At 63.4% G+C, this 17702-nt stretch carries 20 protein-coding genes and 1 pseudogene; 17 read left to right on the top strand and 4 right to left on the bottom strand.

Annotated features, from left to right (window positions below):
- Window positions 1–106 precede the first annotated feature (106 nt).
- The 15 genes from cobO (at window position 107) to CXQ80_RS17865 (ending at window position 12647) form a co-directional block, all read left to right on the top strand.
- The gene (gene cobO, locus CXQ80_RS17930) at window positions 107–718 is read left to right on the top strand and encodes a cob(I)yrinic acid a,c-diamide adenosyltransferase (protein WP_101321735.1); all 612 of its coding nucleotides are present in this window, start codon (window positions 107–109) and stop codon (window positions 716–718) included.
- Window positions 715–2010, top strand: a complete 1296-nt coding sequence (locus CXQ80_RS17925) for a cobyrinate a,c-diamide synthase (protein ID WP_101321734.1) — start codon at window positions 715–717, stop codon at window positions 2008–2010. The genes cobO and CXQ80_RS17925 overlap by 4 nt, the downstream gene beginning before the upstream one ends.
- Window positions 2007–2657, top strand: coding sequence for a 5,6-dimethylbenzimidazole synthase (gene bluB / locus CXQ80_RS17920; RefSeq protein ID WP_101321733.1), 651 nt, complete (start codon window positions 2007–2009; stop codon window positions 2655–2657). Before CXQ80_RS17925 ends, bluB begins: the two co-directional genes overlap by 4 nt.
- Window positions 2654–3562: an adenosylcobinamide-phosphate synthase CbiB gene (gene cbiB, locus CXQ80_RS17915; RefSeq protein WP_101321732.1), complete on the top strand. Its 909-nt coding sequence runs from the start codon at window positions 2654–2656 to the stop codon at window positions 3560–3562. The genes bluB and cbiB overlap by 4 nt, the downstream gene beginning before the upstream one ends.
- Window positions 3555–4547, top strand: coding sequence for a threonine-phosphate decarboxylase CobD (cobD, locus tag CXQ80_RS17910; RefSeq protein WP_101321731.1), 993 nt, complete (start codon window positions 3555–3557; stop codon window positions 4545–4547). The genes cbiB and cobD overlap by 8 nt, the downstream gene beginning before the upstream one ends.
- The gene (locus CXQ80_RS17905) at window positions 4544–6007 is read left to right on the top strand and encodes a cobyric acid synthase (RefSeq protein ID WP_101321730.1); all 1464 of its coding nucleotides are present in this window, start codon (window positions 4544–4546) and stop codon (window positions 6005–6007) included. Before cobD ends, CXQ80_RS17905 begins: the two co-directional genes overlap by 4 nt.
- The gene (gene cobU, locus CXQ80_RS17900; RefSeq protein ID WP_101321729.1) at window positions 6000–6521 is read left to right on the top strand and encodes a bifunctional adenosylcobinamide kinase/adenosylcobinamide-phosphate guanylyltransferase; all 522 of its coding nucleotides are present in this window, start codon (window positions 6000–6002) and stop codon (window positions 6519–6521) included. Before CXQ80_RS17905 ends, cobU begins: the two co-directional genes overlap by 8 nt.
- Window positions 6518–7573, top strand: a complete 1056-nt coding sequence (cobT, locus tag CXQ80_RS17895; RefSeq protein ID WP_101321728.1) for a nicotinate-nucleotide--dimethylbenzimidazole phosphoribosyltransferase — start codon at window positions 6518–6520, stop codon at window positions 7571–7573. The genes cobU and cobT overlap by 4 nt, the downstream gene beginning before the upstream one ends.
- Window positions 7570–8136 carry an alpha-ribazole phosphatase family protein gene (cobC, locus tag CXQ80_RS17890; protein WP_101321727.1) on the top strand — a complete coding sequence of 189 codons (567 nt, stop codon included), beginning with the start codon at window positions 7570–7572 and terminating at the stop codon, window positions 8134–8136. The genes cobT and cobC overlap by 4 nt, the downstream gene beginning before the upstream one ends.
- A 1-nt stretch (window position 8137) precedes the next feature.
- Entirely contained in the window at window positions 8138–8878 is a 741-nt protein-coding gene (locus CXQ80_RS17885; protein WP_101321726.1) for an adenosylcobinamide-GDP ribazoletransferase, read from the top strand.
- A 126-nt stretch (window positions 8879–9004) separates the two neighbouring features.
- Entirely contained in the window at window positions 9005–10204 is a 1200-nt protein-coding gene (locus tag CXQ80_RS17880; RefSeq protein WP_101321725.1) for a glycoside hydrolase family 5 protein, read from the top strand.
- A gap of 54 nt (window positions 10205–10258) precedes the next feature.
- A complete protein-coding gene (locus CXQ80_RS17875; RefSeq protein WP_101321724.1) occupies window positions 10259–10663 on the top strand; it encodes a MarR family winged helix-turn-helix transcriptional regulator in 405 nt (134 codons plus the stop codon).
- Between the two features lie 65 nt (window positions 10664–10728).
- Window positions 10729–11931, top strand: coding sequence for an MFS transporter (locus CXQ80_RS17870; RefSeq protein WP_101321723.1), 1203 nt, complete (start codon window positions 10729–10731; stop codon window positions 11929–11931).
- Window positions 11928–12050 (top strand): hypothetical protein, encoded by a 123-nt coding sequence (locus tag CXQ80_RS25050; protein WP_256585591.1) that lies wholly within the window; start codon window positions 11928–11930, stop codon window positions 12048–12050. The genes CXQ80_RS17870 and CXQ80_RS25050 overlap by 4 nt, the downstream gene beginning before the upstream one ends.
- Before the next feature lie 45 nt (window positions 12051–12095).
- On the top strand, window positions 12096–12647 hold the full coding sequence (locus tag CXQ80_RS17865) for a glutathione peroxidase (RefSeq protein WP_101323091.1): 552 nt from the start codon (window positions 12096–12098) through the stop codon (window positions 12645–12647).
- 2 nt (window positions 12648–12649) lie between these two features.
- Here CXQ80_RS17865 and CXQ80_RS17860 read toward each other — a convergent pair whose 3' ends face one another.
- Window positions 12650–12910 (bottom strand): DUF2798 domain-containing protein, encoded by a 261-nt coding sequence (locus CXQ80_RS17860; RefSeq protein WP_101321722.1) that lies wholly within the window; start codon window positions 12908–12910, stop codon window positions 12650–12652.
- 122 nt (window positions 12911–13032) lie between these two features.
- Between CXQ80_RS17860 and CXQ80_RS17855 the strand changes: the two genes are divergently transcribed.
- Window positions 13033–13962 (top strand): LysR family transcriptional regulator, encoded by a 930-nt coding sequence (locus CXQ80_RS17855; protein ID WP_101321721.1) that lies wholly within the window; start codon window positions 13033–13035, stop codon window positions 13960–13962.
- 35 nt (window positions 13963–13997) lie between these two features.
- Here CXQ80_RS17855 and CXQ80_RS17850 read toward each other — a convergent pair whose 3' ends face one another.
- The 3 genes from CXQ80_RS17850 to CXQ80_RS17840 all read right to left on the bottom strand — a co-directional run bounded on the left by CXQ80_RS17850 (window position 13998) and on the right by CXQ80_RS17840 (window position 16377).
- Window positions 13998–15275 (bottom strand): OmpP1/FadL family transporter, encoded by a 1278-nt coding sequence (locus CXQ80_RS17850; protein ID WP_101321720.1) that lies wholly within the window; start codon window positions 15273–15275, stop codon window positions 13998–14000.
- A gap of 146 nt (window positions 15276–15421) precedes the next feature.
- On the bottom strand, window positions 15422–15904 hold the full coding sequence (locus tag CXQ80_RS17845; RefSeq protein WP_101321719.1) for a hypothetical protein: 483 nt from the start codon (window positions 15902–15904) through the stop codon (window positions 15422–15424).
- 248 nt (window positions 15905–16152) lie between these two features.
- Complete coding sequence (locus CXQ80_RS17840; RefSeq protein WP_101321718.1) at window positions 16153–16377, bottom strand: hypothetical protein; 225 nt, start codon at window positions 16375–16377, stop codon at window positions 16153–16155.
- Window positions 16378–17333: 956 nt separating this feature from the next.
- Between CXQ80_RS17840 and CXQ80_RS17835 the strand changes: the two are divergent.
- Window positions 17334–17663: pseudogene (locus CXQ80_RS17835) on the top strand (sel1 repeat family protein); the annotation flags it as partial.
- Window positions 17664–17702: the final 39 nt, after the last annotated feature.

Below are 17702 nucleotides of genomic sequence, written 5' to 3'. Positions count from 1 at the left end.
TGCACAGTTCACTGTGGTTTGCGCCACGGCGCCTGCGCGTTCTCCGTTTGCCTGCCTTTCGATCTGTCGCCGCCCGGTGCGCGCGCAGGCACTTGCGGAGAACCTTATGAGCGACAACCCCGAACGCGACGAACGCCACCTGGCGCGCATGCAGCGCAAAAAGGCGATCATCGACGAGCGCATCGCCAACTCTCCCAATCAATGCGGCCTGCTGCTGGTGCTGACCGGTAATGGCAAGGGCAAAAGCAGCTCGGCTTTCGGCATGCTCGCCCGCGCGCTGGGCCATGACATGCAGTGCGGTGTGGTGCAGTTCATCAAGGGTCGCAACAGCACCGGCGAGGAGCTGTTCTTCCGCCGTTTCCCCGAGCAGGTGCGCTACCACGTGATGGGCGAGGGCTTTACCTGGGAAACCCAGGACCGCCAGCGCGACATCGCCGCGGCAGAAGCCGCCTGGGCGGTATCGCGGCAAATGCTGCAGGACCCGTCGATTCATTTCGTTGTGCTGGATGAGCTGAACATCGCCCTCAAGCATGGTTATCTCGACCTGGACCAGGTGCTCAGTGACATTCAGGCTCGTCCGCCAATGCAGCACGTGATCGTCACCGGCCGCGGCGCCAAACCGGAAATGGTCGAACTGGCCGACACCGTCACCGAGATGGGCATGCTCAAGCATGCCTTCCAGGCCGGTATCCGCGCGCAGAAGGGCGTGGAACTATGAGTGACCCGCGCCAGTGCCCGGCGGTGCTGATCGCAGCGCCCGCTTCCGGGCAGGGCAAGACCACCGTGACCGCAGCCCTGGCACGCCTGCACCGCAACCTCGGGCGCAAGGTGCGGGTGTTCAAGTGCGGTCCGGACTTTCTCGACCCAATGATTCTGGAGCGGGCCAGCGGCGCGCCGGTGTACCAGCTCGATCTGTGGATGATCGGCGCGCAAGAGAGCCGGCGACTGCTCTGGGAAGCTGCCGCCGAGGCCGACCTGATCCTCATCGAAGGGGTTATGGGCTTGTTCGATGGCACTCCGTCCAGCGCTGATCTGGCGCGCCATTTCGGCGTGCCGGTGCTGGCGGTGATCGACGGCACCGCCATGGCCCAGACCTTTGGTGCGCTGGCCCTAGGCCTGGCACGCTACCAGGCCGATCTGCCGTTCGCCGGGGTGCTGGCCAACCGGGTTGGCAGCCTGCGCCACGCGCAACTACTTGAAGGCAGCCTGACCGAAGGCCTGCGCTGGTACGGCGGGCTGTCGCGCGAGCGCGGCATCGAGCTGCCCAGTCGCCACCTGGGCCTGGTGCAAGCCAGCGAACTGAACGACCTTGACCAGCGCCTCGACGCCGCCGCCGAGGCCCTGGCTGGCAGCTGCGATGCCGCGCTGCCGCCAGCGGTGAGCTTCGATGGCCCAGCATTGCCAGCATCGTTGCCCTCGCTGGCCGGGGTGCGCATTGGCGTAGCGCAGGACGAAGCGTTTGCCTTCATCTATGGCGCCAACCTTGACCTGCTGCGGGCCATGGGCGCTCAGCTGGCATTTTTCTCGCCGCTGCACGACAGCGAGCTGCCGCAGGTCGACAGCCTCTATCTGCCAGGCGGCTACCCCGAATTGCACCACCATGCGCTGGCCGCCAATACGCCGATGCTGGACGCGATTCGCGCTCATCACAGTGCAGGCAAGCCGCTTTTGGCCGAGTGCGGCGGCATGCTCTACCTGCTTGAAAACCTGACCGATGTTACCGGTGAGCGCGCCGCGCTGGTTGGTTTGTTGACTGGCGAGGCGGTGATGCAGAAGCGCCTGGCAGCACTGGCCCTGCAAGCGGTGGAACTGCCCGAAGGCACTCTGCGCGGGCACACCTATCACCACTCGTTGACCACCAGCGAGCTGGAGCCAATCGCCCGTGGCCTCAGCCCCAACGGCGGCCGCGGCAACGAGGCGGTGTACCGCCTGGGCCGGCTGACGGCCTCATACGTGCACTTCTATTTCCCCTCTGACCCCCACGCGGCGGCGGCGCTGTTGCGACCATGAGCGAGCATGCCTTCTCCGATGCCGAACGCGCTGCGGTGTACCGAGCGATCGGCGAGCGCCGCGACATGCGCCACTTTGCCGGTGGCGAAGTAGCGCCGCAGGTGCTTACACGCCTGCTGACGGCCGCGCATCAGGCCCCCAGTGTTGGCCTGATGCAACCGTGGCGGTTTATCCGCATCAGCCAGCGCGACTTGCGCGGACGCATCCAGACACTGGTCGAGCAGGAGCGGGTGCGCACCGCCGAAGCCCTTGGCGAACGCTCCGACGAATTCATGCAGCTCAAGGTCGAAGGCATCAACGACTGCGCCGAGCTCTGGGTGGCAGCGCTGATGGACAAGCGCGAAGCGCACATTTTCGGCCGCCGCACCTTGCCGGAAATGGACCTGGCCTCGCTCGCCTGCGCAATCCAGAACCTCTGGCTGGCCGCGCGCGCCGAAGGCCTGGGCATGGGCTGGGTATCGTTGTTCGACCCGCAGGCACTGGCCGAGCTGCTGGCCATGCCAGCCGATGCCAAGCCGGTGGCGGTGCTCTGCCTGGGCCCGGTCGAGGCGTTTTACCCAGCACCGATGCTGGCCCTGGAAAACTGGGCCGAACAACAGCCACTGAGCGCCATGCTCTACGAAAACCAATGGGGAGAACGCGCATGAGCGTGGCCTTGCTGACCGTCGCCGGTGTTGCCCTCGACGCGCTGCTGGGTGAGCCGAAACGGCGCCACCCGCTGGTTGCTTTCGGCAATTTTGCCGCACGCCTGGAGCAGCGCCTGAATGCGGGTGGTCGCGGCTGGCGCAGCCATGGCGTCAGCGCCTGGTTTCTGGCCGTGGTGCCGTTGACCTTGCTGGCACTGTTGCTGTCCTGGCTGCCGCTGATCGGCTGGCTGGTCGATGTGCTGGCGCTGTACTGTGCGTTGGGGCTGCGTAGCCTCGGTGAGCATGTAATGCCGGTGGCTGACGCACTGCGCCGCGGTGATCTGGCCGAAGCCCGGCGTCGGGTCGGCTACCTGGTCAGCCGCGAGACCGCTGAACTGGACGAAACGGCCGTCGCCCGCGCTGCCAGCGAATCAGTCCTGGAGAACGGCAGCGATGCAGTGTTTGCTGCTTTGTTCTGGTTCATCATCGCCGGTGCGCCCGGGGTGGTGCTGTACCGGCTGAGCAATACGCTCGATGCCATGTGGGGCTATCGCAACGAACGCTTCGAGCGCTTCGGCTGGGCGGCGGCGCGCATCGACGACGTCCTCAACTACATTCCTGCAAGGCTGGTCGCCCTGACTTACGCGCTGCTCGGCAAGACCCGCCTGGCGCTGACCTGCTGGCGGCGTCAGGCGCCACTGTGGGACAGCCCCAACGCAGGCCCGGTGATGGCCAGCGGTGCCGGTGCGCTCGGCGTCGAGCTGGGTGGGCCTGCGGTTTATCACGGCGAGCTGCACGAGCGGCCGCAGTTGGGCGAGGGGCCACCGGCCGATGCCGACGCCATCGAGCGCGGCTGGAGCCTGGTGCAACGCGGCGTCTGGTTGTGGCTGCTGCTGATCTGTCTGGGAGCGTATCTGAATGCTTGAACATGGCGGCCGCCTGCAACGCGCAGTGCGTGAATACGGGATTGCCCGCGAGCAGTGGCTGGACCTGTCCAGCGGTATTGCCCCATGGCCCTTTGCAATCCCGGCGATTGCGCAGGCTGCCTGGGCGCGCTTGCCGGAGAGCGAAGATGGTCTGGAGCAAGCTGCGCGTCACTACTACGGCGCCACGCAGCTGCTGCCTGTGGCAGGCTCGCAGGCCGCCATTCAAGCCTTGCCACACCTGCGCGCGGCGGGCCGGGTAGGGGTGCTGACGCCGTGCTATGCCGAACATCCCTACGCCTGGCAGCGTGCCGGGCATCAACTGATCGAGCTGGCCGAGGATGATGTCGAGCAGGTGCTGGATAGCCTCGACGTGCTTGTTGTGGTCAACCCTAACAACCCCAGCGGCCGGCTGTTCACGCGCGAGCAGTTGCTTGCCTGGCATGCACGGCTGGCTCGGCGTGGTGCTTGGCTGGTGATCGATGAGGCGTTCATCGATACCAGCCCAGCCCAAAGCGTGGTCGACTGCGCCGAGCGAGCGGGGCTGATCGTGCTGCGTTCGTTCGGCAAATTCTTTGGCCTGGCCGGTGTGCGGCTGGGGTTTGCCATGGCCGAACCAAGCCTGTTGGCCCGCCTGGCCGAACTGCTCGGGCCGTGGACCGTGCCGGGGCCGACGCGCGTGCTGGGTCAGGCCTGCCTCAACGACAGCGCTGCGCAATTGGCCCAGACCGTCCGCTGCGCGCAGGCCAGCCAGCGCCTGGCGGCTTTGCTGGACGACGCAGGCCTGGCGCCGACCGGCGGCTGCGAGCTGTTCCAGTACCTGCGTTTTGAACAAGCCCGTCATCTGCATGCATTTCTCGCCCGCCGCGGCATCCTCGTGCGCCTGTTCGAGCACCCCGCAGCGCTGCGCTTCGGCCTGCCCGCCTGCGCGGCAGAAGAGCAGCGCCTGGCCCAGGCGCTGGCTGACTATCAAAAGGAATCGGCATGACCACGCTCATGGTGCAAGGCACCACCTCCGACGCCGGCAAGAGCACCCTGGTGACTGCCTTGTGCCGTTGGCTGCTGCGCCAGGGCGTTGCCGTGGTGCCGTTCAAACCGCAGAACATGGCGCTCAACAGTGCCGTCACCGCCGACGGCGGCGAAATCGGTCGCGCCCAGGCTGTGCAGGCGCAAGCATGCCGGCTGGCACCGCATACCGACATGAACCCGGTGCTGCTCAAGCCCAACAGTGACACCGGTGCCCAGGTGATCATCCATGGCCGCGCCGTGACCAGCATGAATGCGGTCGCCTATCACGACTATAAGGCCATCGCCATGCAGGCCGTGCTGGCCTCGCACCAACGCCTGCAAGCGGCATATCCGGTGGTGATGGTCGAAGGCGCCGGCTCGCCGGCCGAGATCAACCTGCGTGCTGGCGACATTGCCAACATGGGCTTTGCCGAGGCGGTCGACTGCCCGGTGATTCTGGTGGCTGATATCAATCGTGGTGGCGTGTTCGCCCATCTGGTCGGCACCCTCGAGCTGCTCTCGGCCAGCGAGCAGGCGCGGGTCAAGGGTTTTGTCATCAATCGTTTTCGTGGCGACATCGCTTTGCTCCAGCCGGGCCTCGACTGGCTCGAGCAGCGCACCGGCAAACCGGTGCTGGGCGTGCTGCCGTACGTTACCGATCTGCACCTGGAGGCCGAGGACGCCATCGATGCGCGCCAGCCGGCCAAGGCCGAGCGGGTGCTCAAGGTGATCGTGCCGGTGCTGCCGCGGATCAGCAACCACACCGATTTCGACCCGCTGCGCCTGCATCCGCAGGTCGATCTGCAGTTCATCGGGCCCGGCCAGCCGATCCCGCCGGCCGACCTGATCATCCTGCCCGGCTCCAAGAGCGTGCGCGCCGACCTCGCGCAATTGCGCGAGCGTGGCTGGGCCACGGCCATCGAGCGTCACCTGCGCTACGGCGGCAAGCTGATCGGCATTTGTGGCGGTTTGCAGATGCTCGGCCATGAAGTGCGCGATCCGCTTGGGCTGGAGGGCCCCGCAGGCACCAGCCCGGGTCTGGGCCTGCTCGACTACGTCACCGAACTTGCAGCCGACAAACAACTGCGCAATGTTGCCGGCAGCCTGCTGCTGGAGCAGTCACCGGTGGCCGGCTACGAGATCCACGCTGGCGTCACCCAGGGCGCGGCGCTGGAGCGGCCTGCGGTGGTCTTGGCCGACGGCCGCTGCGACGGCGCGATCAGCGCTGATGGGCAGATCCTCGCGACCTATCTGCACGGCCTGTTCGAAGGCAGCCAGTCCTGCGCGGCGCTGCTGCGCTGGGCGGGCCTGGAAGCCGTGCAGAGCATCGACTATGAAGCACTGCGCGAGCGCGATATCGAGCGCCTGGCTGACCTGATCGAAAAGCACCTGGACACTGACCAATTGCGCCTACTGTGTGGAGTCGCCGGCCATGCATAGTCTGATTCTGGGTGGTGCCCGCTCGGGCAAGAGCCGCCTGGCCGAGCAACTGGCAGGCAGCTGCGGACTGCCGGTGACTTACATCGCCACCAGCCAGCCTCTCGATGGCGAAATGAACGAGCGCGTGCAGTTGCATCGCCAGCGCCGTCCAGCACATTGGGGCCTGATCGAAGAGCCCGTGCAGCTCGCCGCTGTGCTGCGCGCCGAAGCCGCTGAAGGCCGCTGCCTGCTGGTCGACTGCCTGACCCTGTGGCTGACCAACCTGCTCATGCTCGACGACCCCGAGCGCCTCGCTACTGAACGCGATGCGCTGCTCGAGTGCCTGCCGGGGTTGCCGGGCACGCTGATTCTGGTCAGCAACGAAAGCGGCCTGGGCGTGGTGCCCATGGGCGAACTGACCCGCCGCTACGTCGACCTGGCCGGCCTGTTGCACCAGGCGGTGGCCGAGCGCTGCCAGCGCGTGGTGCTGACGGTCGCCGGCCTCCCTCTCATGCTTAAAGGACCTGCTCTATGAACCCTTTCTGGTGGCGTGATGCCTGCCAAGCTGTTGATCACGCCGCCATCGAACAGGCCCGTGCGCGTCAGCAGCAATTGACCAAACCGGCCGGCTCACTCGGTCAGCTGGAAACCCTTACGCTGACCCTGGCCGGCCTGCAGGGTCGCGAGCGGCCAAGCCTGGAGCAGGTCGCCATCAGCATTTTTGCCGGTGACCATGGCGTGGTCGCGGAGGGCATCTCGGCCTACCCGCAGGCCGTGACCGGGCAGATGCTGCGTAACTTTGTCGGCGGCGGTGCGGCGATCAGCGTGCTGGCGCGGCAATTGGGTGCGAGCCTTGAGGTGGTCGACCTCGGTACCATCGAGCCGAGCCTGCAACTGCCAGGTGTACGCCACCTGCAACTGGGGGCCGGTACCGCCAACTTCGCTCAGCAGCCAGCGATGACCGACGCGCAATTGCAGGCTGCCCTGCAGGCCGGCCGCGATAGCGCCCAGCGTGCTGCCGAGCAGGGTACTCAACTGTTTATTGGCGGTGAGATGGGCATCGGCAATACCACCGCTGCGGCGGCCCTGGCCAGCGTGCTGCTGGCTTGCCCAGCGCGTGAACTGAGTGGCCCGGGCACTGGCCTGGACAGTGCCGGTGTGCAACACAAGGCCGCCGTAATCGAGCGCGCGCTGAAGCTGCATGGCCTGCAGGCAGATGACCCGCTGTGGGCGCTGGCCTGTGTCGGCGGCTTTGAAATTGCCGCGCTGGTGGGGGCTTATCTGGGCTGTGCCCAGCAAGGTGTTGGAGTTCTGGTCGACGGCTTTATCTGCAGCGTCGCGGCGCTGGTCGCCGTGCGCCTCAATCCGCAGTGCCGGCCTTGGCTGTTGTTTGCCCATCAAGGCGCCGAGCCGGGCCATCAGGTGCTGCTCGAGGCGCTGCAGGCCGAGCCGTTGCTGGCCCTCGGCCTGCGTCTGGGCGAGGGCAGTGGCGCAGCTCTGGCGGTGCCGCTGCTGCGGCTGGCCTGCGCGCTGCACGGGCAAATGGCGACCTTTGCCGAAGCGGCAGTCGCGGATCGCCCGGCATGATCATCGACCTGCTGCGCCATGGCGAAACCGAACTGGGCGGCGGCCTGCGTGGCAGCCTGGATGACGCCCTGACGGCCAAGGGGTGGGCGCAGATGCGTACGGCAGTGGAGCAGACCGCTCCGTGGCAGGCGCTGATCACCTCGCCATTGCAGCGCTGTGCACTGTTTGCCGACGAGCTGGGGCAGCAACTGGCGCTGCCGGTGCAGCGCGAAGCGGGTATCCGTGAACTGCACTTCGGTGATTGGGAAGGGCGCACAGCGCTGCAGATCATGCAGGACCAGGCCGATCAGCTCGGCCAGTTCTGGGCCGATCCTTACGCCTACACGCCGCCCGGCGGCGAGCCGGTGGCCGCCTTCGCTGAACGGGTGCTGACGGCCATCGACCGCCTTGCGCTCGAATATGCCGGGCGGCATGTATTGCTGGTGACCCACGGCGGTGTGATGCGCCTGCTGCTGGCGCGGGCGCGAGGCTTGCCGCGTGAGCAGTTGCTGCAGGTCGAGGTCGGCCACGGTGCGCGGGCGCGCCTGCAGTGGCAGGCCGGCATCCTTCACGAGGTGCTCTGAGATGCTGCCCTGGTGGATCGCCCTGCAGTTTCTCAGCAGCCTGCCCGTGACCTTGGCAGGCATGCCCGAGCCGCGTCAGGTGGGCCGCTCGTTGCTGTTCTATCCACTGGTGGGCTTGCTGTTTGGCGTGCTCCTGTGGCTGGCCAGCTACCTCTTGCAAGGCACCGCCGCGCCGTTGCAGGCGGCCCTGCTGCTGACACTGTGGGTACTGCTCAGCGGGGCGCTGCATCTGGATGGACTGGCCGACAGCGCCGATGCCTGGCTGGGCGGCTTCGGTGATCGTGAACGCACGCTGCTGATCATGAAAGACCCGCGCAGCGGGCCAATTGCAGTGGTCACCCTGATGCTGGTGCTGCTGCTCAAATTCTGCGCGCTGTGGGTGTTGCTCGAGCGCGATGCGGGGGCTTGGCTGCTGCTGGCGCCTGTAGTTGGACGGGCGGCGATGCTTGGGTTGTTCCTGAGTACTCCGTATGTGCGCGCAGGTGGCCTGGGGCAAGCCCTGGCAGAGCACTTGCCGCGTCGCGCCGGCTACGGAGTCCTGCTCGCCACCGTGCTGGGTTGCGTCTTGCTCGGCGGCTGGGCTGCGCTGTGCACAGGGCTGCTGGCGTTGCTGGTGTTTATCGGCCTGCGCCGGGCGATGTGCCGTCGGCTGGGTGGTACTACCGGCGATACCGCCGGTGCCGTACTGGAATTGCTGGAGCTGACAGTAGTGCTGAGCCTGGCCTTGATGCCACTGGCCTGAGTCATAGGCGGTCGTTACATGTTTGGAAATATCGTGCAATTTGCGGCAATCGTTCGTTAGATGCCGCTGAGCAGGGGCGGGCGTATCCTCGGCCGCCCGTTAACCTCTACCTTGGAGGCACTGCTCATGCGTCAGTGGATTCTCGCCAGCCTGTTGCTTCTGACCAGCGCGCACGTTACTGCGGCCGATCTCATGAGTTTCTGGGATACACCGCGCCATGGCGGCAACAGTTTCAATCGGCTGCCACCGACCCAAGCCTACTTCGAAGCCTTGCATGGCTACGGCGCCACCTGGGTGCGGTTGTCCTACGACAAATGGCGCCCGGAGCAACGCGACTTCCTGCTCGGCGATGCCGACGCCTACCAAGGCCTGACGGCTGCTGACGTGAGTCAGTTACGTCAGGTGCTCGACCACGCCCATGCCGCCGGGCTCAAGGTGGTCATCGCGCCGCTCTCATTGCCGGGCATGCGCTGGTCGCAGAACAATCAAGGCCGGTTCGATGACCGCCTGTGGCAAGACAAACGCTACTGGGACCAGGCCGCAGCGTTCTGGCGTGACCTAGCGGACGTGCTCAAGGACCATCCGGCAGTCGCTGGTTACAACTTGATCAACGAACCCGCACCAGAAAAGCACGGCGGGCTGGCCGAGCATGCTGACCGCCAGCAGATGCGCCAGTGGTACGCCGCGCAAAAGGGCGGCGCACGCGACCTGCCAGCGCTGTACAAGCAGATCATTGCAGCCGTCCGAGAGGTTGATAGCGTCACCCCGATCATGCTCGATGCCGGCTGGTTTGCTGCGGCTGATGCGTTCAGTTACTGGCCAGAGCCGTTGGCTGATCAGCGCTTGCTCTACAGCGTGCATATGTACGAACCGTACGCAGCCACCAGCGCGCCCAACATGACCCGTAAAGTGCCATTGGCCTATCCGGGTACGGTGCCGTTCGCCGGGCGCGAAGAGCATTGGGACGGCCAGCGTGTGGCGGCATACCTGCAGCAGTCGCTGGACTGGGTCGATGCCGTGCAGTTGCCGCGTTCGCGCCTGGTGGTCGGCGAGTTCGGTTGCATGCGCCGTCTGCCCGGCTGCCAGCAATATCTTGAAGACGTGCTCGCAGTTACCGACAGCAACGCGCTGCACTGGGCCTTCTACAGCTTCCGTGAAGACAGCTGGGATGGTATGGACTATGAGCTAGGCACCGGCAAGGTGCCATGGCGTTACTGGCAAGCCATCGATGAGGGCGCGGCAGATCCAATAGCGCGCAAGGCTACCCCCGCATTCGAGCCGATTCGACGACGCTTGCAGCCGCAGGCAGGTGCCCCCGGTGCTTAGCGGCGCAGATGAAACCTGTTGCAACAAATGGAGTGCGGGTATATACACGTAATCATGTTGACCAGTGAATGCATCTGCACCCACCTACGTCGTGCCGCCCGCGGGGTTAGCCGACACTATGACGAGGCCTTGGCTGACTTCGGCATCAACGTTGCCCAGTTTTCCCTGTTGCGTCAGCTGCAGCGGCTGGACCGCCCGAGCATAACCACTTTGGCGCAAGTCATGGGCCTGGACCGGAGTACCCTGGGACGCAACCTCAAGGTGCTTGAGGCCGAAGGCCTGGTGACGTTGGCCGAAGGTGCCGACCAGCGCAATCGGGTGGTGCTGTTGAGCGAGGCGGGCGCGACCTGCCTGCATGACGCCGGCCCGGCCTGGGAGCAGGCACAACTGACATTGGTGGACAAGCTCGGCGCCGGACAACGTGATGAACTGGTGCGCTTGCTGGGCGTTTTGGCCTGATGTGGTTCGACTATAAACGGGTATATACCTGTAATTAACCTTGCGGCTTGCTGGAGAAAACAATAATGACATCGGTGTGGCGAACCAGCGGCTGGGTGCTTCTTGGCGCAGCATTGATCCTGGCCTTGTCGCTTGGCGTGCGCCATGGCTTTGGCCTGTTTCTCAACCCCATGAGCACGGAATTTGGCTGGGGGCGTGGGGTATTTGCCTTTGCCATTGCCCTGCAGAACCTGATCTGGGGCCTTGCCCAGCCCTTCGCCGGCGCCCTGGCGGACCGCCTCGGCGCGGCGAAGGTGGTGATCATTGGCGGCATCCTTTATACCGCTGGCCTGCTGACCATGAGCATGGCTGACTCGCTCTGGTCGCTGTCGCTGAGCGCCGGCCTGCTGATCGGTATCGGCCTTTCCGGCACCTCGTTCTCGGTCATCCTCGGCGTGGTCGGCCGCGCGGTGCCAGCGGAAAAGCGCAGCATGGCCATGGGTATCGCCAGCGCCGCCGGCTCGTTCGGCCAGTTCGCCATGCTGCCCGGCACCCAGGGCCTGATTCAGTGGCTGGGCTGGTCGGCGGCGCTGCTGGTGCTGGGCCTGATGGTGGCGCTGATCGTGCCGTTCGTGGCCATGCTCAAGGATCGCCCCATGCCCAGCCAGGGCGTCGATCAGACGCTCGGCCAGGCGCTGCGCGAGGCCTGTTCGCATTCGGGCTTCTGGCTGCTGGCGCTGGGCTTTTTCGTCTGCGGTTTTCAGGTAGTGTTCATCGGTGTGCACCTGCCGGCGTATCTGGTTGACCAACATCTGCCCGCCGCAACCGGGACAACGGTGCTGGCGCTGGTCGGCTTGTTCAATATTGTCGGCACCTACACCGCCGGCTGGCTCGGTGGACGGATGTCCAAGCCACGCCTGTTGACCGCGCTGTACCTGCTGCGCGCGGTGGTCATTGTTCTGTTCCTGTGGGCGCCGGTGACCCAGTTCAGTGCCTACCTGTTTGGTATCGCCATGGGCCTGCTGTGGCTGTCGACGGTGCCGCTGACCAACGGCACGGTGGCAACCCTGTTCGGCGTGCGCAATCTGTCGATGCTGGGCGGGATCGTCTTCCTGTTCCACCAGATCGGGGCGTTCCTCGGCGGTTGGTTGGGCGGGGTGGTTTACGACCAGACGGGCAGCTATGACCTGGTCTGGCAGATTGCGATTGTGCTCAGCCTGGTCGCGGCTGGGCTCAACTGGCCAGTGCGCGAACGGCCTGTCGCGCGCCTGCAGGCGCAGCCGGCATGAGGCGCTATGTGCTGCAGGGCTTGCTGGCTGGGGCAGGCTTGCTGCTGCTGGCGGTGGCCTGGTGGGGATGGCAGCAGGGCGGGCTGGCATTGATGCAGCTGGGCATGGGCGTCTGTTAAGGGCTACCCTGCAGGTTCAAGGACTTGCAGGAGTGACTGAGAATGATGCATGCACGCTGGCTATCGATACCGTTGCTGTGCCTGGCTCCGCTGGCCGCGAGCTGGGCGGCGGACTGCCCTGAACTCCTCCAGGGCAGCCTGCCCAAGCTGGGCGGCAAGGAGCAGATCGACCTGTGCCAGCGCTTCGCCGGCAAACCGCTGGTGGTAGTCAATACTGCCAGCTACTGCGGTTTCGCTCCGCAGTTCGAAGGGTTGGAAGCCGTCTACAAGGCCAATAAAGAACAAGGCCTGGAAATCCTCGGCGTGCCCTCCAACGACTTCAAGCAGGAAGACAAAGATAGCGAGAAGACCGCCAAGGTCTGCTACGCCAACTACGGCGTCACCTTCACCATGACCCAGGCGCAGCACGTGCGCGGCAACGATGCCACGCCCCTGTTCGCCGAGCTGGCCAAGCAAAGCAGCGCGCCAAAGTGGAACTTCTATAAGTACGTGGTTGATCGCCAGGGCAAGGTGATTGGTAACTTCTCCAGCCTGACCAAACCGGACGATCCGGAATTCAAGGCCGCGATCGCCAAGGCCATCGCGTCCAAGCCGTGATGTCAGTGCGGGTGCACGGTAAGTGCAACCAGGCGCACTACCACTGGCCGTACCATCAACACACATAAAAAGGCTACCGGCATGGCCAGCTGGTAGGCTTTGAACACGTTGTGCAGGTAATCGTCATTGATGTCGGAGTTGGCAGCGGTGATGACGAAGCACATCAGGCACGCCATGATCGCCGACATATACAGAGCGAATACATAAGGCGTGGCGGCGGGGCGCAACTTACGGTTAGAGCGGGTTTGAGGCAGTTCTTGCATGAGAGAGCTCTCGCTGGTTAGCCGATTCAGGCTTGCAGGTTAGCAAGTGCTCGGTTGGCCTTGTAGACCGGATTCGTTGAGTTCTTTATAAAGAGAATCTTACGAATATCGGGATCTGTCCTGTGGATTTGCTCAATACCATTCGCAGCTTCATCAAGGTGGTCGAGACCGGCAGCATTGCCGCTGGCGCCCGCACGCTGGGCCTGTCGCCTGCCGCGGTCAGCCAGAATCTGGCCCGGCTTGAAGCGCACCTGCAGGTGCGCCTGTTGGCACGAACCACGCGCAGTATGAGCCTGACGCCGGCGGGCAGCCTTTATTACGAGCGAGTCAGGCAAATCGAGCATGATCTGGCGTTGGCCGAACTGGCGGTGACCACGCCTGACAGCGAGCCCCAGGGGCGGCTGTGCGTTGCCTCGACGTCAGCATTTGGCCGGCATGTGCTGGCGCCGCTGATCCCGGCGTTCAGCGCGCGATACCCGCAGCTTTCAATAGAGTTGGTAACGAATGATCGACGCGTCGATCACGCCAAGGAAGGGGTCGATGTAAGCCTACGTATCAACGCCCAGCTGGAAGACAATCTGGTCGCCCGCCATCTGGCGCAGATTCCTTTCGTCTGCTGCGCATCGCCCGGTTATCTGGCCAAGATGGGCATGCCGCCTGCGCCCGAGTCGCTACGCACGCACCGTTGCCTGGTGTTCCGGTATCCGGTGGATGGCCGTTACCTGCGCTGGGGGTTCGTCCGTGACGGCTTGCGCTTTGACGCCGAGTTTGGCCAGGTGCTGGTCAGCGATGACGTCGATGCATTGGCGCAAATGGCCTTGAACGACGGGGGTATCACTCGCCTGGCCGAGTTTATCGTCAGGCCGCATTTGCAGTCGGGAGCGCTGGTGGCGTTGTTTGAAAACCGCGATGCAGGTCAGGCCTACGCGCAGACCGAGCCGATGGATGTGTTTGTATGCGTGGCGGACCGCTCTGCCATGACCGCCAAGGTGCGTGCGTTCATGGATTATCTGCAGGAGTGTCTAGGTGATGTCTGGCCTGTGCCAGGGTGAATTGGGGGCCGCAGAGCGGCCCCCGTACCTCAACCTCAGAAGCGATAGGTCAGCGATGCACCTACGCCATGAGCGCTGTTTTCGTACTTGGCCTGGTACGAGCCTTTCAACAGGCCTTCCTGCGCCGTGCCCGGCTGGTTGTTGACCTTGGTGTCTTCTTCCCACAGGTAGGAATAAGCCACGTCGATGGTCATGTCTTCGTTCGGGCTCCAGCCTGCGCCAAGGCTGAAGATCTTGCGGTCACCAGTCGGGATCCGTGGCGAGCGGTTTTCGTTGTTGGTCGGCGACTGATCGACCGAGAAGCCAGTACGCAGCGTCCATTGTTTGTTGACCTTGTACGATGCGCCAATGGCATGCGCCCAGGTGTCATGCCAGTTCTGCTCTTCGCTGATGGTCTGGAACGCCGAACCGCGCAGCGCTGCCGGAACGTCGTTCTCGACAGTGATGTCCTTCAGGCGGCTCCAGCGGGTCCAGGTGCTGCCGGCGTACAGCGTCCACTGGTCGTCGAGTTCGTGAGTGACCGAGAAGTCCACCGATTCCGGCGTCTTGATATTCAACTTGGCGTCGAATTTGTCACCGTTGTACGGGCCGATCAGTGCTGTGCTGACGCGGGTTTTGCCTTCCAGCTTGTAGTCGACCATCGAGTGATAGGTCAGGCCGAGGCGGGTGCGATCAGTTGCCTGGACCATGACGCCGACGTTGTAACCGATGGCAACGTCGTCGCCTTTGATTTTCACTTCGCCATCGCCCTGACCGATGAACCGCTGGTTGAGGTTGGAACCCAACTCACCCTCGATACGGTTGATGGTCGGGCCGAAACCAATCGATACCTTGTCGTTGAAGGCATAGCTGACAGTCGGCTGGAAGGTGACCACTTCTACGTGGCTTTTCTTGCCCCAGTAGCGCGCAGCGTCGTCGCTACCGTAGTCGGTAACCAGACCAAACGGCACATAGACACCAAAACCGACGCTCCAGTGATCATCGATCGGCTTGACGTAGTAACCCATGGGTACGCCGACGACCGGCACCATATCGCCATCGGTCTCACCGCCATAGCTGCCTTGACCGCTGATCTTGGACTTGGCAATCACGGCTGCACCACCGACGGTGACTTGTTCGCGCTTGAGCCGCGACATGCCGGCAGGGTTGCCGAACACGGTGCTGGCGTCTTCGGCAGAAGAAGAACGACCCGCGAAACCTGTCCCCATACCGCTGATGCTCTGCTCGTTGAGCGCAAAGCCGCTGGCCAGCAATTGGCTGGAAGCGAGGGCAACAGCAACGCCGAGGGAGGTTTTGAGCATTGATTTTTTCATTATTGTGAAACTCCTTGGGATCTCCGGGGCGAAAAGCTACCAACAAATCGCGCGTCGCGCTATAGGCTCAAACGCAGGAGATAGAGCGGTTTTGTAGGACAATCCGACCAAAATCGTACTTTTTCTCGATTTCTGTAGGAGCAGTCCTACGACTCCGGCGCCATCACTGGCTCGATGCAGGTATGCCAAGCATGGGTGAAGTCACGTAGACGCCCCTGCGGATGGAAAATCTGCCGCCATATTCGCGCGTGCCCGATCAGGTCGTCCGCCGCCGGTAAGGGCAACGCACGCTGTTCGATCAGCATCCAGGCGATGGCGGTGGAGTAGCGCAGGTTGACGGCCAGCTCCAGATGCGGCCCGCGCAGGAAGGCATGCTGGCTGGCCAGGCCGCGGATCAGGCTGGCTAGTTCCGGGTCGTGGGCAAGAAACTCGTCCCAGAGCGCCTGGTGGCGGCTTTCGCCGATTCGGTAGAGGCCGTGCCCGCGGCGGTCGTGCAGGGCAGAGCCCAAAGCCGACTGGCTGGCTGCAACGCCCAGCAGCAAAGCTTCGGCGCTGGCGCAATGCCGGCCGAGGTAAACCAGGGTGGGTTTGATTACATAACGACACAATTCACTGGCAGCGATACCCATGATGCCCTCATTCAATTAAGGGCCGACGGGCGCTGGAGCTTGGCAGCTGGGGAAGGGTCAGGCCCGTCGGAAGCGGATCGCACCGCTCGAGTTGAAGTGTAGTGTGATAATCACGGTGTAAAGGCCTGTTTTTAAATCGATTACTGCCAGAGGTTGGGGGCCATATGCTTTGCAGCAATTAAGCCAAGAGCCAACCGGCAGTAGTTTCGATAGCAAATTCAGCGCGCGAATGGGCTGATATTCAGCCCTTACGCGACCAGCGACTGACGCGTGCGGTCGATCACTGCTTGCAGTGGGCCGGCGCGGTTGTACTGCTCTGGATAAAGACGTTCGCTGTGGCAAGCAATGCCATGCTCGTCAACCAGGGTGAAGCTGAAGCTGCCCTTACGCGGGGCAACGATGAGGCACTTCAATGGAGCGAAGGCCTGGGAAAGCGTGCCAACGGCACTGTGAAACTGATGATGATTTGTCATTATGTGGAGGTTCCTGCTTTGGACACGGGATTCGATCCGTGCATCTTATAAACGTTCCAGTGACGCCTTTATTAAAGTGGCGCTGAACCTGACTGGAACAGGGCAGCCAGAGGTGGCGCATCAAATTAGGTAGGCGCTTGGCTGACTGGTAGGTACGTCAAAAGGCGGGCAGGCACACCGAGGCAAAGGTTCATGGCCTCTGGGTGAAGATCCCGATCAATCTGCAAGGGTGATTCGCGCTTGAGCAGCTTTGGCTGCCGAGTGAATCATCGAAAGGGCCGGTCCTGTTTCAGCAGTTCGTGCTCTTGGGGGGAGCCGGGCACTGCAGGGACCTTACTGGCCAGAATTGACTTTCAGCTGGGTACTAACGAGGGCCACCCTACAGGATTAATCCAAGGCTGGCAAATTTATTTAGAGAATGACCCGCGAAGCCGATCATTATGGCGCTTATGCACACGCCTGTGAAGGGGCAATTGTGTAGCCTCTATTAGCCGAGATGGGCCACTTTGGTTCATTTGGTTGCAGCATTGCGGTGCACTTGTACACATTCAGCGCAGCCATTGTCAGGCTGCGCCATTCGTTCGGATAGCTCGGGCAATGCCTGGGCCGCGTCCTTAAGTCAATGAAAAAAAACACTTATTTGAGCTGGTGAAAAAATCGTCAACTTGACTGCAGCCCCCATTTCACAAGGGTTTGAAGACATCATGAAGTGGTTGTCCACCGAGTTATCCACAGGTTCTGTGGATTGTCCCGCGCGTTCGCTCTAGCACGGGCGTGCCAGCACTTTCGATTGCTGTCGGACAATCCTGTCGAAATAGCCTGGGCGGTGTGGCCCGTTTGAAAAGGTCAATAAAGGAACGGCAGATTTTGTGAAAATTTCATCAACCGAGGCGCAGCCCTTTCGTTGAAAAATCCGGTAGAGTGGCGCGCCTCACGAATTGCCATCGCTGTCGGTTATGAATTTTCGCGGTAAAAACCTCGCTCCATCGTCTGTATCTGCGCCTGCACCCAAGCGTTTTTCCTTGAAGGTTGCCTTGTGGCTGCTCGATAGTCCGCGCCTGGGCGAGAAGCACAGCGTCAAACACCTGGCTGGACGCCTGCTCAAGCAGCCTGCGCGGCAAGGGGTGGTGGTCGCCCAGAGCCGTCTGGGGCAGATGCTCTGTCGCGATTGCGGCAATGCCCGCGACCGGCGTATCGGCCACGAGCTGCTGCGCCAGGCCGCACGTGCCGGCGATCCGCAGGCTCAGGCCGAGTACGCCCGGTTGAATCCGGCCAGCGAGCACAATCCTTCCTGAAGCCGCTGCGCCGGCCTGTTAAGCTGCCTG

It is taken from the genome of Pseudomonas sp. 02C 26, assembly GCF_002843585.1.
GTDB classification, from domain to species: Bacteria; Pseudomonadota; Gammaproteobacteria; order Pseudomonadales; family Pseudomonadaceae; genus Aquipseudomonas; species Aquipseudomonas shirazensis.
Note: the sequence above shows the minus strand (reverse complement) of the source record. Positions and strands in the feature narration are given on the sequence as shown.